The organism is Exiguobacterium sp. s59 (genome assembly GCF_018617475.1).
Taxonomy (GTDB): domain Bacteria; phylum Bacillota; class Bacilli; order Exiguobacteriales; family Exiguobacteriaceae; genus Exiguobacterium; species Exiguobacterium aestuarii.
Genome location: NZ_JACSKG010000002.1, coordinates 531,732 through 548,072, shown reverse-complemented (window position 1 = coordinate 548,072; position 16,341 = coordinate 531,732). Strand labels below are relative to the sequence as shown.

The following is a 16,341-nucleotide window of genomic DNA, read 5'->3' as shown; positions in this document are numbered from 1 at the left end:
TGATGTGTCTTCCTCATCCGATACCCGTGGAGGGGGAGGGAGAATCTGACGGAATCACGAACTTTTGTTCGTCATATCTGTCACAGGGAAAAAGAGTTTTGGACCGGGCGATTCATCCCCCACCTCCGCCGGGCTTCGCCCCGAGACGCTGGAGGAGGGAGAATTCTCGCCCACTTATGTTAAATCACCTATACTAAATGTAGAACGTGCGAAAGAGGAGGAGTTTTCATGGGAAAGGTATTTTTAGCGGCAGACGGTTCTGCCCACTCGAAACGTGCGCTTGAAAAGGCGATTCAACTCGCAAAGGCTTCGAATGCGTCAATTGACATCGTGCATGTCATCAGTGCGAAAGAGTCAAAAGAAGCGGCCCTCAACTCAACGGGCAAAATTGACTTGGAAACGAAACGAAAACAGATGCTGAAACCGTTGTTCGATTTGACGGAAGCAGAAGGCATCCCTTACGAGTACATCGAACTCCGTGGTGAGCCAGAAGTCGAACTCGTCAAATATGCGAACCATGAGCCATACGAATATGTCGTCGTCGGGTCACGCGGATTGAACACATTTCAAGAGTTCGTCCTCGGTAGCGTGAGTCATAAACTCGCAAAACGTGCACTCGCTCCCGTCATCATCGTCAAATGATCTCCTTTCCCTGTCTCTTCGTGAGATGGGGATTTTTTGTGTCCATACAGGTGACGCCCTATTCTTGTAGAATGTGTAAGGATAGGCTATTTTTCTAAAGGAGGTCTCACGATGGACATCGCAAATGATCCGAATACACTTTTTCTCATCCTATTACCTGTCCTCATTTTGCAACTCATTTTGCTCGTCGTCGCCTTGATCGACTTGTTCAAACGGGACATGACGAACGGACCGAAATGGGTATGGCTTCTCGTCATCGTCTTCATCAATATTCTCGGTCCTATTATCTACTTCTTATGGGGACGGACACCACGATGAAAGTGACGCACTTGACGAAACAATTTGGCTCATTCACGGCACTCGATGATGTTAGTTTCGAGTTGCGCCCAGGCTGTACCTCACTACTCGGGGAGAATGGAGCCGGCAAAACGACCTTATTGAACTTGCTCGCCCGAGTCACGGAACCGACGAGCGGAAAGATGAGCGGACACGACCACATCCGAATTGGCTATTTGCCGCAACGCCCTGCCCTCTACCCGTCTCTCACTCCTGTCGAGACGATTCGATACGCCGCCGAATTGACAGGAACGAAACACATCGACCCTGTCAGTCTGCTAAAGCGTGTCGGGCTTGAACCGGTCGACCGTCCGGCCTCGAACTTATCCGGTGGAATGCGTCAGCGTCTCGGCATCGCCCAGGCGCTCGTCCATGACCCCGAATTGCTGTTACTCGACGAACCCGTCTCAGCTTTAGACCCACGTGGACGACGAGAAGTGCTCGACTTATTGAGCGACTTGAAACGAGAGCGAATGATTCTCTATTCGACACACGTCCTCCCGGATGCTGAAGAAGCGAGCGACTGGGTGCTCTTGCTTCGAAAAGGAAAATTACTGATGGAAGGAACGGTGACAGACTTGCTCGGTTCGAAATCGACGATTGAATTGCGTCTCTTCGATGATTCGACGAGTGAAGCGGATTGGAGCACGTTAGCAGGTGTACGTCGCGCGACGCGAACGGGTTCGACGTGGACGTTTGAATCGACGGACCGAGACGTCGCCGAACGGGCAATTTTACATCGGGTACTGGAACTGAATGTCACTGTTCAATTCTTACACGTCGGGCATCCGTCACTCGAGTCTTTGTTTTTGGAGGTGAATGCCTGATGCGCACGGCAATCTTCAAACAAGAATGGCGGGAGTCATGGGCGAACAAACGACTCATTTGGATTCCAATCGCGCTCATGCTCCTCGCTTCGATGCAGCCGCTCACGCTTTACTTCTTACCCGATATCCTCGCTTCTGGCGGGAACTTACCGGACGGTGCTGTCATCGATATTCCGACACCGACTCCGGAAGAAGTGTTGATTTCCGTCAGCGAACAACTTCGCCAAATCGGACTCCTCGTCGTCTTGTTGTCGGCGATGCATACGTTTAGCCATGAACGGACGAACGGGACACTCGCCTGGCTCAAGTCGTTACAAATCCCGACGTCACGCATCGTCATCAGCAAATGGGCGCATTATGCCTTATTGACCGTCGGTGGTATTTTGCTCGCACAAACGGCAGCCGCATACTATACAATCATCTTATTTGATTCATTTGACTGGTTGGATTTTCTCATATCGACCACACTCCTCATCTGTCATTTCATTGTTCAGTTATCGATTTTCTTTTTCATCGCAGCGATTCTTGAAAGTGGTGTCGTCGCAGTCGTCTTGACGCTCGGTCTTCACTTCATCATATCGCTCGTGATTGGTTGGATCGACCTCGATTGGATGCCTTGGATGCTCGGTCCGTTATCGAGTCAGGTCCTCCTCACAGAAGTGAATCTCATTTGGCCACTCGTGACAGGACTCCTCGTCGTGATCGTCTCGCTATTCCTTGCGTCAAAACGCCTGCGATTCATGAGTCATTCGGCGTAAACGTCTGACTCTTCAATTGAATCCTTTGCCTCAGCTTCATATTGGATAAATATGGGTATCTCTTTTGTATTCGTATGAAGGAGGTTCAATCGATGGGATGGAAAAGAAGAATCGGCATCGGGCTTTTCATAGGTGCCCTGTGGGTGAGTCCACAACTCGTTTTCGCTGAAGGGTCGTTTCAACAGACGGATGACGGGATTGTCTACACGTCGAGTGACGGGATAATCTTGACGGGGTGGCAACAGATTGACGGAAATACGTATTTTCTAAATGCGGACGGGATCCTTCTCACAGGTTGGCAAGAAATCGACGGAGCTACATATTATTTTGAAACAGATGGTCGCCTCATCACGGGCACCTACTCCATCGACGAAACGACTTATACCTTTGGTGAAGACGGGAAGCTGCTAACCGGATGGCAAGAACGGGATGGGGCCGTCTATTTTTACGACAAGACCGGTCAGCCCGTCACAGGATTCCAGACCATCGATGGCAATCGGTACTACTTCTCATCGGAAGGGATACGCCTCTCTGGTTGGCAAACAATTGCGGGCGTAAAACATTACATTTTTTCAGACGGAACGATTCGTACCGGCATGTACACGCTCGGTGGAAAAACGTACTTTCTATTGAACGACGGTAAAGTCGCAACGGGATGGCAAACAATCAAAACACGTTCTTACTATTTCGGAAGTGATGGGGTCCGTCGTCAAGGTTTGGCATGGGTCGGGAAAGACGTATACGGATTTCATCCGACGTACGGATATAGCCTGAAAGGGACATATCGGTTGCGCGACCGAAATTACTTATTCGATTCAAAAGGAAAACGGCAATATGGACTGCAACGAATCAATGGCAAAACATATGGGTTCCACCCTCAGTACGGGTATCGTCTAAAAGGGAAATTCAAGATGGGCAACCAGACGTACTTCTTTCATTCGACCGGCGTACAGGAGATCGGATGGAAGTACTCGACACGATATGAATATTTCGCACCGGCACTGACGAAGAAGACGGACTGGCAGCTGATCAAGGGACAGTGGTACTACTTCGATTCGAACGGACGTATGTATCAAAACAAGCGTATCGGCAATGCCGCGTTTGACGCGAAAGGTGTCTATTCTCCCCGGCTATCGATTTATAAGATGAGCGTCCCCCTCTATCGTCAGTTCCCGATGGGGTATCCGTCCGGTTGTGAGTTCTTCTCACTTAAAATGGCACTTGAAGAAAAAGGACGCGCCGTCAGTGCCTCGACACTATATAACGAGATGCCGAAAAGTATGTGGAACGCGCGTTATGAGAATCGGTTATACCGCTGGGTCGATCCGAACGTCATGTTCACCGGGGATCCGCGCCGTACGCTCGGTAAGTATAAAAACTACGGCATTTATCCGAAAGGGATGATTGGATTCTCCAGCAAATATCGACCGGTGAAAGACTTGTCAGGGCAAGGACTCGCCTCGATCGAGCGGGAACTGTCGATGGGTAACCCGGTTATCGTGTGGGCAAGTGTCGACTTCAATAAACCGTACGGCTACTTTAATTGGTATACCGCCTCGAACAAGAAGTTCACCGGATACGTCAACTATCATGTCATGTTGGCGACAGGTTATGACAAATCGAATCTATACATCAACGACCCATACCGTGGTCGACTCGTCGTCCCAAAATCAAAAGTGAGCGCCGTCATGGGCGCCACGGGATGGAAAGCGCTCGCGGTCAGATAATTTTGAACGTGTCTTTCATATGAAAGACGCGTTTTTTTGTATCTTGGTAGGACGATAGTATGAAAAGTAGAAATATAAATTCCTATTTTTGTTATAAAATATTGAAATTAAATTTCTAAATGATACACTCCTGTTAATAAATTAAAGCGCTTACAATATGAAGAGGAGGAACTCGAATGAATAAGTGGATAGGTGGTATGGCGGCATTGACACTACTCTCGACCTCAATCGTCTTGCTTGATGCGGACGCGAAGTCAGATTCGAAAAAGCCAAAGGTCGAACTAGGTGTCGATCGCTTGATGGATAATCCGGACATCTTGAAAGGAAAACGAGTCGGGCTGATCACGAATCCGACCGGGATCAATGCAGAGCGGACGAGCATCGTCGATTTGTTCGATCAGTCCGATGATTTCGAATTGACGGCTCTGTATGGGCCCGAGCATGGGGTTCGAGGCGACGCCCAAGCCGGCTCCACCATCAGTTCGTATATCGATGAAGTGACAGGATTGCCGGTGTACAGCTTATACGGGGCCACGAAGAAACCGACGGCTGAGATGTTAGAAAATGTAGATGTGCTCGTCTTTGACATTCAAGACGTCGGAACTCGCTTCTACACGTATATTTACACGATGGCATATGCGATGGAGGCTGCTGCTGAGAATGATATCCCATTCGTTGTGCTGGACCGTCCAAACCCTCAAGGTGGACTTCGTGTCGATGGTCCGGTCCTCAATCCCGAATACGCTAGCTTTATCGGGCTCTATCCGATTCCTTTAAAACATGGAATGACCGTCGGCGAACTCGCTCAACTGTTCAATACGGAGTATCAGATTCAAGCCGACCTCGAAGTTGTGAAAATGAAAGGATGGAAGCGTTCGATGATGTATAAGGATACGGGGCTTCCGTTCGTCATGCCGTCCCCAAACATGCCGACGACAGACACGGTCAACGTCTATCCTGCGACCGGATTGTTTGAAGGGACGAATTTATCAGAAGGACGCGGCACAACAAAACCGTTCCAACTGATTGGTGCTCCGTATATCCAAGCGCATGAGTATGCGAAAGAGCTGAACGACCTTGACTTGCCTGGTGTCGCCTTCCGAGCCGCCTCATTCACTCCGACGTTCTCAAAACACTCGGGCAAACTGACGCACGGAGTCGAGGTCTATGTCACCGACCCGACTCGATTCGAATCGACGAAAACCGGGATTGCGATGATTCAAACGGCACACGATTTATATCCCGATGACTTTGAGTTTTTAGCGAACGACTTTATCACGAAATTGACAGGGAATGCTTACGTCAAAGACATGATCCTTGAAGGGGCTCCACTTGAAGAAATCCTGACTAAAATTGAGGACGAACGAGACGCGTTCCTTCCAATCCGAAAAGAATATTTACTTTACAAATAATGAAGCGAGGGTGGGCTCAAGAAGAGTCCATCTTTTTTGTAATGAAATGGTAAAACCAAAAATCGACCAAACAATATAGAATATAGGGAGTCCGATAAAAGGAGTCGATCGAATTGAAAAAAATCATGACTGCCTTTCTCTTGACCCTCATCGTTTCGCTATCGTCAACATTGTCGCAACAACCAATCGTTGCACATGCGTATACGGAAGTATCGGTCAACACGAAAGGATATGTGACAAACATCAGTAAATTATATGCGCGCCCTACTCCATCGCTCAGTGCCCCAAGACTATCGGCGATTGCCCGAGACGGCTCGATGCGCGTGCGCACCACCTTTTTCGTGAACGGAGAGCGCTGGTATAAGATTCAATGGGGCAATGGCTATGCCTATGTGCCTGGGGATTATGTCCGTTTGTCTACAGCGGAAGTTCCTTTCACGACACCGACTTTTGTGAAACCTTCGAGCGTATACGTGAAATCTGCGCCGCTGACAACGTCATCGAACGTGAAATTTTTACGTCAAGGCACTTCACTCGAGACCATCTCCTATCGCTATACCGGGACATCACGTTGGTATAAGGTCCGTTACGGATCTTACATCGGATATCTTCAAGCCAAACATGTCAGCTTCACGTCTCCGATTAACGTGTTGACCGAGACGAACAAAGAACGACAGGTAACCGGCTTATCGCTACTCGCCGCTTCGAACGAAGCGAACCTTGTCGCACAAGTCAGAGCGGATGAAATGGCTCGGACAGGTCAGTTCTCTCATACGTTGAAGGAAAACGGTACTCCTGGTGATACATTACGTGCCTACGGCGTGTCATACCGGGGCTGGGGAGAAAACATTTATAAAGGCTCGAGCGATACGGTCCGGGCAGTGGACGCCTGGATGAACAGTAGCGGTCACCGTGCCAACATTTTGAACGCGAACTATACACATCTCGGGATTGGCAAAGCGACCGATGCCCAAGGTTCGACCATTCACGTCCAAATCTTTTTAACGAAATAATCGATCAGAACCAGTCACAGATGTGGCTGGTTTTTATTGCACAAAAAAAGCGGATACGCATCCGCTCAAACTTCTATGCATTTACACTTCATGCTCTTTCACGAGCACACGAAAACGCGGTCGGACGGTCAATTCGATTGACGTCACGGTCCGCTTCCGGTCTTCTGCGAGGACAATCAACAACTCCGCATGATCACGCCGGTCTTCTAAAATTTCGACTTTGCTGACGGTCCGAAGCAACTGATAGTAGAGGAGTTCCCCTTCCCGGTCTTTCACATTGATTTCAAACTCGTGATAGCTCGGTGATATTTTAAAGTAGAACGTCTCTTCTTTATTCGTAAATCGAAAAATCGACTCGTCATAGTAAAACGGTAACGTCGAATCCATACGTTTCGGTTCGACTGTACAAAAAGCAGAAAGTACAATCTCGTCCGGGAATAACGCCCCCTCATGTTTGTTGAATTGCCACCCTTTCATCCCAATCCCTCATTTCGACACAATAATTATCTGAATAATTAGATTATTGCACATTTCAACCCATTCGGACAGGTATATTCGTGACAATTCTCGAACACCTTTGTGTAGAATGATACGTCTGTTTCAAGAGAAGGGAGTGTACTATGTCAATCATCTCGCTCGACCATGTCACGAAACGGTTTGGGGAAACACTCGCCTTGAACAATCTCAGTCTAAACGTCGAAGAAGGAGAGCTCTTCGGACTTCTCGGTCCGAACGGGGCCGGTAAGACGACCGCCATCTCCGTCATGCTGAATTTGTATGAAGCTGACTCAGGGTCGATTCATATTTTTGGACAATCGATGCCAAAAGACGAACTGTCCATCAAGCGACGTGTCGGAATTGTCCCGCAACATGTCTCCGTCTATGATCAGCTGACCGTCTATGAGAACATCCAGTTTTTCGCCGAATTGTATGGATTCAGTCCCAAAGAAGCGAAACAAAAGACCGAGGCCGCGATTGCTTTCGTTGAACTCGATGCCCACCAAAAGAAACGACCACCCGAACTGTCTGGCGGTCTCCTCCGTCGCCTCAACATCGCATGCGGAATTGTCCATGAACCTGAACTCATCTTCATGGATGAACCGACCGTCGCCATCGATCCGCAGTCACGGAACACGATTTTAGAGAACATCCGTGAACTGAATCGTCGCGGGGCGACCATCATCTATACATCACACTATATGGAAGAGGTCGAGCTACTCTGTGACCGCATCGCAATCGTCGACGAAGGGAAAATCATCGCCGAAGGGACGCAAGATGAACTGAAAGATCGTGTCATGACGCTTGAGACGGCCCGTATCAAAGTCGATGCACTCACGCCCCATCTGCTTGAACGACTCGATGCACTCGACCACGTTCAAAAAGTGCAATATGAAGAACCATATATCGAGGTGTCACTCGATAAAGATACGCCGCTCGCCCCGCTCCTTGACACGCTCCATCAGGAACATGTTCACTTCACATCCATCACGGTCGACCGCCCTTCCCTCAATACCGTCTTTTTGGCATTGACCGGGAAGACGCTCCGGGAATAGGAGGCGATTTCATGTGGACTTTCATCAAATACGATGTGAAACAGCGACTACGAGACCGTGCCACACTCTTTTGGATGCTCCTCTTCCCGCTCATCCTCATCTTCGGTCTCGGGACGATGTTATCGGCTGTCTTTAGTGACACGTTCAAACTGCCCGTCACAAATGTCGCGTACGTCGAATCATCAACCGATCAGTATCGTGAGCCACTTGAGAACTTTTTGAATGACGAAGACATTCAGGCGTTCATCCGGCTCGTCCCTTATGAAGATATTACGTCAGCCGAGCGTGGCGTGAACGACGGGGATGCGGACGTCATCTTACAGCTCGAAGGAAATGACATCACGCTTTTATATGAAGAGCCGACGACCGTCGAGTTTGACATACTCGAAGCCATTCTCGGTCAGTATACAGCGATTGCCAACCAACAGATTACGCTCGCAGAGGCCGGTGTGTCGGCCCCGTACGAGAATGAGTCGTGGCTTGATACCGAGAGTGTCGACCTCGCGGGACGGACCCCGACCTCACTCGAATATTTCACCGTCACCATCTCGATCATGACCGCTTTGTTCGGGTCGTTTTATATTACCGCGATGGCACGGGAAGAACAGCCGAACACGGGCAGTTATTTACGGATTCAAGCCGCTCCTGTCCGAACCATCCAGTATCGGCTCGCGCGGACGTTCAGCCGCTACGTCATCATTTTACTTCAGCTCATCTTATTGTTTTGGTTCAGTCATTTCGTCTATCGGACGTTTGATTTGGCAAACGTTCAGTTCGTTTATTTAATCCTCGCTTGGCTCGCCTTGACTGCATATGGAGTCGCCATCGGGTTTGTCATCGTCAACCTTCCAAAGTTGAGTACGACGACGAAAGATGCGATCGTCAACGGATTCGTCGCCATCATCATGATTTTATCGGGTGGCTACGTTCCCGGATTCGATCAAGTGACGCTAAACTACGCACCGTGGGCAGCTTATGTGTTCATGCCCATCTTTATGCGAGACGGGATGCTCGCCGTCATGCTTCGGGAAGGTGATATGAGCGTTTATTGGGAAAGCCTCGGTTTACTCGGGATTCATTTGCTCGTCTTCATTGCGCTCAGCTATATTCTGTCGAAAGGGGTGAAGCGCCATGGTACTCATTAGGCACGTCGCCAAGCGGATGCTCCGAAAGAAAGGGCTTTGGGTATTCACATTCGTATCGATGTTCGGTTTCGCGCTCATCTTATCCTTCGTCGGGAGTACCTCGAGTCTCAATGCATCGATTGGAATTGTCGATGAGGACGGAGGTATTCTTGCCGAGCGTCTTATTGAAGAAGCCGAGCGCTTTGGACGCGTCACCTTACTTGAGACGAGTGGCGAGGACGTCTTGTTAGAGGGTGAAGATATCGTACTCCTCATCCCAAAGAATTTTACAGAACGAGCCTTTGACGAGGACATGCCCCGTCTTTCGTTCTCCGCGATTGCGGGCAGTGATGCTGCTTTGGTCGAACAGGCACTGAACGGTCATTTGTCGCGTGAACGTCAACTTCTCGAGGCGAGCGGATTTGATGAAGAAACGTTCGAACAACTTGCGGCTAAGGAGACAGAAAACGGCTACACGCTATCAAGCGAACCGTTTCAAGAGAGCGTCGCCACGACCGCGCGTACGCAAGCCTTTTTCGGTCTCTTGTCGTTCATCATGATGTCGACGTTTCTCCAGTTCATCCCGATGTTTGTCGCGGACGACCGAGACGAGAAGATCTACGCCCGCCTGTTCGCCTCACCGGTGACACCCCGGCGTTATTTCGCATCGCTTCTCCTCGCCTTCTATCTCGTCGGCTATGTCTATGTCATGCTGCTGATTGGTGTGAGTCTCGTCCTTTATGGTCAAGACGTCTGGACTCACCTCCCTACCGTCTTCGCCTTGTTCTCGGCCTACCTGCTCGTCTGTCTAGCGTTTGGAGGACTCATCGCCGTCTTTGCGACAAATCGGGAGAAAGCGAATATTTTTCAAATTTCGGTCACAATGGCATCCGCCATCACCGGGGGCGCATTCATCAGCCTGCTGTGGTTACCGGAATCATTAAAAGTGGTTGGTCGTTTCTTACCGACCTATTGGTTGAACAACGGGGTGATCACTATGTACGAGGGACAGTTCCCATTCCTCTCCATTCTCGTCATGATCGGCATGACCGGCATCGTCTTCGTGTTGACGATTCTCGTATTGAAGAAGCGTCCGCTTACCGTTTAAGCAAGCGAGTCCTTCGGCTTTCGTCGCAGGACTCCTTCTTTATGAATCATCATAGCTATTGAAAGAAGGAAGTGTTTACGTGTCTATCGGGAAAGTCATCTACTATCATCGTAAAAAACAACGCAAAACTCAGGAACAACTTTGCCAAGGTATATGCTCTACTACTCATTTGAGCAAGATTGAAAATAATACAAAAGAAGTCAATGAAAAGACATTAGCGTTACTCTGTGATCGATTGGGGATTTCAATCGAGGAAGAAAATCGGAAGACTGAAGCGCTAAACCGAAAGCTTACCCAGTTCTTCGAAGCGATGGAACGTCTTCATCGTGATCATGCAGCACGTCTGAAAAAAGAATTGGAAGAATACAAAGATTTTTTACAATGTACCGAAATGGTTTATTTATTCGAGCTATACATGTTGCGCTATCTACTATTCACCAATCAATCCTCACTGTTTGAAGACATGGTCAAACGTCTTAAGCAAAATTATAATAAGTACTCTTCTTTTGAAAAATATCTTTGGAATTTCTTTCAGGCGATACATCGTGCACAGCGGCTCCAATTTTCGGAAGCGCTCACCTTACTCAATCAAATCGAGAAAGAGGCTGAACGCTACAGTGGAAAAGTGACGGATTATTACTATTATAAAGCCGCCGTACATGGACAACTGAAACAATTCACGCTATCTCTTCATTACTCACATCGAGCATTACAAACTTTTCAAAGTAGCGGAAACATCTCGCGGATCTTACATGTGAAAATTGGATTATCTGCGAATCTCATCTATATCAATGATTTAGAGAGTGCGGAACACCTTCTCCAAACTGCACTTCATGATGCAGAAATGTTGAACGATCACGCGACACGTCCAATCGCATTGCATAACTATGGTTTGTGGCATTACAAGAAAGGAAATCTCGAGGAAGCTTTACAGTACTTCACACAATCTCTTCAATCCAAGCAACTTGATACATCTAGCTATTACGGGACACTTACTGAAATGATCAAAGTTCAGCTCGATTTAGGAGAAAGAGAATCAGCCCTTGCTTTATTAAAGGACGTGTTGAGAGACTTTAAAGGAGAACAGTCCGGACAGTATGTCGAATTGATGGTTCTCTATTTAGAGATGAATGGAGACACAAAACGTCTGAAAGAATATCTGATCGAGTACGGTATTCCTCTTATGCAACAAGAAGATTTACATAAAACGGTTTCCTATGCGGAACGACTGGCGACGATTCTTCAACAACAAGGGGACTATGTTCAAGCAAATGACTATTTATGCCTCGCCAATTCGTTATTAAAAAATCTCTTATTCAATCATTCGAATACATGATGAACAAGTAGCCTCGCTACTTGTTTTTTTAGGTCAAAATCCCTTTTTTGGTCCCCCTATTAGGTGTTTCATCCTGATATTCGTCTATTTGGTTGAAATGGATAGGTCTTTTTCCTATCCATCAAATAACTTTCCCAAGTTTTCAGCCGATGATCTTCGGTCCTCCTTCATGAGCAATAAAATTATCCTCCATCGGCAGAACGTTTTCCGAAAATATGAACGGAATTTTCCCAATTAACAGAATTCAAGACTTGCCCCTACAATGTGAATAGCACGAATCATAACTCTGCTTGGAGAAAGAGGCGAACAAGATGAAAAAGAAATATGGCACATTATTTGCTGTTGCATTGACGACAAGTCTGATTGGAACCTCAGCCTTCCCTTCCTACACAACTGCTGAACGGTCCACGGCAAAACCAGAATTTATTCAAACGAAAGAAGTAGAGCACCTGCTTAAGAAACTGTCGAAAGAACAGAGACAGGCGATTCAACAAGTAGATGCCGCCCCTACGTTTAAGATTTCTCCACAAATCAATACGATGAGTGAAGGCATGGTAGATGTGATTGTAGAGTTCAATCAAGCGCCTGCGAAAGTCGAAGTATTGAAACAAACAGCAAAAGGAGTTCGAACGAGTCAACAGGAAGCTGCTCAAAAAGTAGAACGCGCTCATACCTCATTCAAAGAAGCATTCAACGCCCTAAAAAATAAAAAAGGCGCGAATCCATCATTAAAAGACGCAAAAATCACGAAAGAATACCGTTTGGCGATCAATGGGGTCGCCATGACGATTCCGGCGAACGAAATCGAACAACTTCTCGATTCTGATGTCGTCAAACGCGTCTGGAAAGATGAGACGGTGCAACTTGAACTTCCGCAACAAAACGAGACATCTACCTCATCTAAAATGATGGATAGTATTCCTCAAATTCATGTCGATCGTCTCCACGCCGAAAACATCACAGGTGAAGGTATTAAAGTTGGCGTGCTCGACACCGGGATCGACTACAACCATCCTGATTTAAAAGATGTATACAAAGGCGGTTATGATTACATAGACAATGATTCAAATCCGATGGAAGCAACCTATGAAGATTGGAAGAAATCCGGTTTGCCTGAAAAACACCCGATTTCTGGTTCCGCTTATTATACAGAGCATGGGACACACGTCGCGGGAACGATTGCAGGTGAGCAAAAGAATGTCGTCGATTATGCGGTGAAAGGGGTTGCACCCCAAGTCGACTTGTATAGTTATCGTGTCTTAGGCCCTTACGGATCAGGGGCAACATCGGGGATTCTCGCCGGAATTGAAAAATCAATCGCGGACGAAATGGACGTCATCAACCTCTCTCTCGGAGCAACGACAAACGACCCGCTCTATCCGACCTCTGTCGCCGTCAACTATGCGATGTTATCGGGAGTCGTCACAGTGGTAGCTGCCGGTAACAGTGGACCGAACGAAGGAACATTAGGCGCACCGGGTGCTGCTGCACTCGGGATCACCGTCGGGGCTAGCGACTTTTCCATGCAAATCCCTAGCTTTGAAACGATTCAGGCAAATGGAGAGACAGTTGAGAACGTATTGCTGATGGGGAAAAATTTCTCAGATGATTTGACCACTTTTGAAAATCAGTCGTTTGATGTTGAATTTGTCGGCATTGGCACGTCCGCGGACTTTTCAGGAAAAGACTTCTCAGGCAAAGTCGCTTTGATCGAGCGTGGAGAGATTACGTTTGTCGATAAAATAAAGCATGCCCGTGAAGCAGGTGCTGCTGCCGTCATTCTCTATAACAATGTAGAAGGCAACATCTCCGCATATCTCGGCGAAGGACCTGACTATATTCCAACATTCCGGATCTCAAAATCAGAAGGTGAACGCTTAAAACAATTAGATGAGAATGCCCGCATCACGTTCGGCACATTGACGTCGATTCAAACAGAAGGCGACCACCTCGCAAGTTTCAGTTCCCGGGGACCGGTTGGTGGGAGTTATGACATCAAGCCCGACGTCATGGCGCCAGGCGTTGCTGTCTTTTCAACCGTTCCTGAGTATATGAATAGTCCAGAACCCGGTCTCGATTATTCGTCTGCATACAAACGTCTACAAGGAACATCGATGGCGGCCCCTCACGTCGCAGGTGTAGCCGCGCTCATGCTTCAAGAACATCCGGAGTACTCTCCGTTTGATGTGAAGACAGCGTTAATGAACACTGCGGAAGATTTGGCAGGTGAAGTGTCAGTCTTCGAACAAGGTGCCGGTCGAATCGATGCGTATGAAGCTGTTCATACGGATATTTCCATTACGGTATTAGGTCAGACCAAACATTTGGACGCTGAAGGACAAATAATTGAAATTGATGATGAAACCGGTTCATTGAGTTTTGGTAGTCACTTTAAAACAGATCAACCTGTACAGGTTGATCGTGACATCTCGATTCAAAACAACGGTTCTCAACAAAAATCGTTCGCAGTTGAAGTCGAGTACCATGCCGAGCGAACAGGCATCAAAGACCCAATGAAGAATGGTCTCGTCTTGAACGTGCCAAAGCGGATTGATCTTGCCGGTGGCTCAGAACAGAAAATTTCGCCACAAATCACGATTCCTGTAGGTGCAGAAGAAGGACGATATGAAGGCTATATTCATTTGACGAATGAAGCGAATCCAGAAGAGACGTATCAAGTCCCGTTCGCCATCCGTTTAACCGCCAAAGGATTCGAATATTTAGAGACGAATAGCCCAACGCTCGCCAACAATACACCGAAATGGCAATACTATAGCCCTGCTATCACCGCTGCGTTTCAGATGAAGAGCGCATTCGACCAAATTGACATCGTGATGAAGGATGCTAGCAGTGGAGATGCAATCGGAATGGTCGCTTCCCTTTCAGAAACGTCAGCGAAGCCTGACTTCAGATATTACATCCCGAATGTATTTAGTGGTTCAGTGTATCCGTTCACAGGAGACGCCGAACAACCCGTCTCTTCTCAGCTCGTCGATTTACCTGAAGGAAATTATGATTTGATGTTTATCGGGTACGATGAAGATGGGAAAACGTACACAATTGACACCCCGGTGTTAATTGATAACTCAAAACCGGAAGTAACGTTTGATCGTGCACCGGATGTTTACGAAATCAGTGAAGAAATGTATACGGAGAAAGATGGACAATCCGCATTCTATATTCACGGAAAAATTGAGGATGAGGCAGTCGACGTCTTGCAATCACGAGGTCTCTCATACGACCAATCATCTAATAGGTTCTTCATTTCTACAGGAACACGTGAATACTTTAACTGTTGTTTCCCGAAAGCAGACGCAAATGGTGAAACATACTTTGGCATTGAGCCTTCTGATATCGCAAACGGTCCACTTCGCCTCAGCTTGGCAGCGACCGATCTCGCAGCAAACGTTCACTATCAGCGCTATATCTTTGTGCAAGAAGGAACAGAGTATGTAACGTCAGATTATAAACAAACAGAGGTTGGTCTAGGTGACACGTTAACGATGACTCTCAGTATGAACAACGTGAAACAGTGGATGGGTGGTCAACAGACGATTGAGTTTAAAGGCGACCTGTATACGTTCGAATCATCGGAGTTGAATGAAGCGTTCCAGAATTATGCGACGGAAAATGGTTTGCGTGCCACACTACAAGATCCGATTGTGAAAGATAACGATTATTATGACACGGTCACGTTGAATACCGTGTTAGAGGGAGAAAGCTTCAACGGTTTTGACGGGGACATGCCATTTCTCGATGTTACATTCAAAGTAGTCGGAGACGAGTGGTATTACGGGGAGGACAAACTGAAAGTCACTAGCTCCACTTATTCACAATCAGGAAGCACACAAACGGTTTCGCTTCCGTTTTACAGTACGTCGAAATACGACTTCGTCAGTAAGCACGCCGTAATCCGAGGTAGCATCAAACCAGAGGCCTTCTTAATGAATGGCTCATATCTACAAAACGGTGTAGCACAAACGATTGGTGCGTCGGTATATGCACTTTTGCCAAACGGTGAGAAACATGAGGGTGTCATCGCGCCAGATGGACGATATGAAATCACAGGTGTTCCTGCCTCGCGTGATACGTATCAAATTGTCGTAGATGTTCCTGGACATGTATCCACGTACACACCTGTTATCACAGGTTATGAAATTAAAGGTGATTTATTTGGACGATATGTAAACGCCGGCTTCCAGATCAACCGAGCTGGAGATATAAACGATGACAGTCTCATCGATATTAAAGATATTCGTGACATCGTAGAAGCGTTCGGACAAGAAAATCCGGCTGTCACAAGCATGGACGTCAATCAAGATGGCATTGTGAATGAGAGTGATCTTCGATTCATCGAAAAGAACTTCTTAACAAAAGGACCAGATGCACCAAAAGGAAAATCTCCAATGGAAACTATCGGGAAGAAAGATCTCACTTACTACCTCAATCAAGTAGGATTATCGCCTACGAAATAAGAATCAAACAAAAGCCCTGTTCTCTCCGAC

13 protein-coding genes are annotated in these 16,341 nt (G+C 47.4%); 12 read left to right on the top strand and 1 reads right to left on the bottom strand.

The features are described 5' to 3' along the window. Positions 1 to 228: 228 nt before the first annotated feature. The 7 genes from KNO91_RS06010 to KNO91_RS05980 all read left to right on the top strand — a co-directional run bounded on the left by KNO91_RS06010 (position 229) and on the right by KNO91_RS05980 (position 6,715). Complete coding sequence (locus KNO91_RS06010) at positions 229 to 642, top strand: universal stress protein (RefSeq protein ID WP_214793549.1); 414 nt, start codon at positions 229 to 231, stop codon at positions 640 to 642. A gap of 111 nt (positions 643 to 753) precedes the next feature. After that, the gene (locus KNO91_RS06005; protein ID WP_078147432.1) at positions 754 to 960 is read left to right on the top strand and encodes a PLD nuclease N-terminal domain-containing protein; all 207 of its coding nucleotides are present in this window, start codon (positions 754 to 756) and stop codon (positions 958 to 960) included. After that, positions 957 to 1,805 carry an ABC transporter ATP-binding protein gene (locus tag KNO91_RS06000; RefSeq protein WP_214816962.1) on the top strand — a complete coding sequence of 283 codons (849 nt, stop codon included), beginning with the start codon at positions 957 to 959 and terminating at the stop codon, positions 1,803 to 1,805. The genes KNO91_RS06005 and KNO91_RS06000 overlap by 4 nt, the downstream gene beginning before the upstream one ends. Continuing rightward, positions 1,805 to 2,563: an ABC transporter permease gene (locus tag KNO91_RS05995; protein ID WP_214816960.1), complete on the top strand. Its 759-nt coding sequence runs from the start codon at positions 1,805 to 1,807 to the stop codon at positions 2,561 to 2,563. Before KNO91_RS06000 ends, KNO91_RS05995 begins: the two co-directional genes overlap by 1 nt. Before the next feature lie 92 nt (positions 2,564 to 2,655). Continuing rightward, the gene (locus KNO91_RS05990; protein ID WP_214816959.1) at positions 2,656 to 4,290 is read left to right on the top strand and encodes a C39 family peptidase; all 1,635 of its coding nucleotides are present in this window, start codon (positions 2,656 to 2,658) and stop codon (positions 4,288 to 4,290) included. A 176-nt stretch (positions 4,291 to 4,466) separates the two neighbouring features. Then, a complete protein-coding gene (locus KNO91_RS05985) occupies positions 4,467 to 5,702 on the top strand; it encodes an exo-beta-N-acetylmuramidase NamZ family protein (protein WP_214816957.1) in 1,236 nt (411 codons plus the stop codon). Positions 5,703 to 5,815: 113 nt separating this feature from the next. Then, a complete protein-coding gene (locus KNO91_RS05980) occupies positions 5,816 to 6,715 on the top strand; it encodes a CAP domain-containing protein (protein WP_214816954.1) in 900 nt (299 codons plus the stop codon). Between the two features lie 81 nt (positions 6,716 to 6,796). Here the strand turns inward: KNO91_RS05980 and KNO91_RS05975 are convergent, their stop codons facing one another. Beyond that, positions 6,797 to 7,192, bottom strand: coding sequence for a hypothetical protein (locus KNO91_RS05975; protein WP_214786675.1), 396 nt, complete (start codon positions 7,190 to 7,192; stop codon positions 6,797 to 6,799). Between the two features lie 143 nt (positions 7,193 to 7,335). On the opposite strand from KNO91_RS05975, the gene KNO91_RS05970 reads away from it, so the two are divergent. The 5 genes from KNO91_RS05970 (at position 7,336) to KNO91_RS05950 (ending at position 16,311) form a co-directional block, all read left to right on the top strand. Then, the gene (locus KNO91_RS05970) at positions 7,336 to 8,268 is read left to right on the top strand and encodes an ABC transporter ATP-binding protein (RefSeq protein WP_214816951.1); all 933 of its coding nucleotides are present in this window, start codon (positions 7,336 to 7,338) and stop codon (positions 8,266 to 8,268) included. A gap of 11 nt (positions 8,269 to 8,279) precedes the next feature. Continuing rightward, positions 8,280 to 9,413 (top strand): ABC transporter permease, encoded by a 1,134-nt coding sequence (locus tag KNO91_RS05965; protein ID WP_214816949.1) that lies wholly within the window; start codon positions 8,280 to 8,282, stop codon positions 9,411 to 9,413. Continuing rightward, positions 9,400 to 10,500 (top strand): ABC transporter permease, encoded by a 1,101-nt coding sequence (locus tag KNO91_RS05960; protein WP_214793527.1) that lies wholly within the window; start codon positions 9,400 to 9,402, stop codon positions 10,498 to 10,500. Before KNO91_RS05965 ends, KNO91_RS05960 begins: the two co-directional genes overlap by 14 nt. Before the next feature lie 79 nt (positions 10,501 to 10,579). Further along, complete coding sequence (locus KNO91_RS05955) at positions 10,580 to 11,836, top strand: helix-turn-helix domain-containing protein (protein WP_214816948.1); 1,257 nt, start codon at positions 10,580 to 10,582, stop codon at positions 11,834 to 11,836. Between the two features lie 311 nt (positions 11,837 to 12,147). After that, positions 12,148 to 16,311: a S8 family serine peptidase gene (locus KNO91_RS05950; RefSeq protein WP_251126550.1), complete on the top strand. Its 4,164-nt coding sequence runs from the start codon at positions 12,148 to 12,150 to the stop codon at positions 16,309 to 16,311. Positions 16,312 to 16,341: the final 30 nt, after the last annotated feature.

What these genes read in the sequence shown, in the direction of transcription:
- KNO91_RS06010 (WP_214793549.1), top strand. Translation starts at nt 229, where the DNA reads ATGGGAAAGGTATTTTTAGCGGCAGACGGTTCTGCCCACTCGAAACGT.
- KNO91_RS06005 (WP_078147432.1), top strand. Translation starts at nt 754, where the DNA reads ATGGACATCGCAAATGATCCGAATACACTTTTTCTCATCCTATTACCT.
- KNO91_RS06000 (WP_214816962.1), top strand. Translation starts at nt 957, where the DNA reads ATGAAAGTGACGCACTTGACGAAACAATTTGGCTCATTCACGGCACTC.
- KNO91_RS05995 (WP_214816960.1), top strand. Translation starts at nt 1,805, where the DNA reads ATGCGCACGGCAATCTTCAAACAAGAATGGCGGGAGTCATGGGCGAAC.
- KNO91_RS05990 (WP_214816959.1), top strand. Translation starts at nt 2,656, where the DNA reads ATGGGATGGAAAAGAAGAATCGGCATCGGGCTTTTCATAGGTGCCCTG.
- KNO91_RS05985 (WP_214816957.1), top strand. Translation starts at nt 4,467, where the DNA reads ATGAATAAGTGGATAGGTGGTATGGCGGCATTGACACTACTCTCGACC.
- KNO91_RS05975 (WP_214786675.1), bottom strand. Translation starts at nt 7,192, where the DNA reads ATGAAAGGGTGGCAATTCAACAAACATGAGGGGGCGTTATTCCCGGAC.
- KNO91_RS05970 (WP_214816951.1), top strand. Translation starts at nt 7,336, where the DNA reads ATGTCAATCATCTCGCTCGACCATGTCACGAAACGGTTTGGGGAAACA.
- KNO91_RS05965 (WP_214816949.1), top strand. Translation starts at nt 8,280, where the DNA reads ATGTGGACTTTCATCAAATACGATGTGAAACAGCGACTACGAGACCGT.
- KNO91_RS05960 (WP_214793527.1), top strand. Translation starts at nt 9,400, where the DNA reads ATGGTACTCATTAGGCACGTCGCCAAGCGGATGCTCCGAAAGAAAGGG.
- KNO91_RS05950 (WP_251126550.1), top strand. Translation starts at nt 12,148, where the DNA reads ATGAAAAAGAAATATGGCACATTATTTGCTGTTGCATTGACGACAAGT.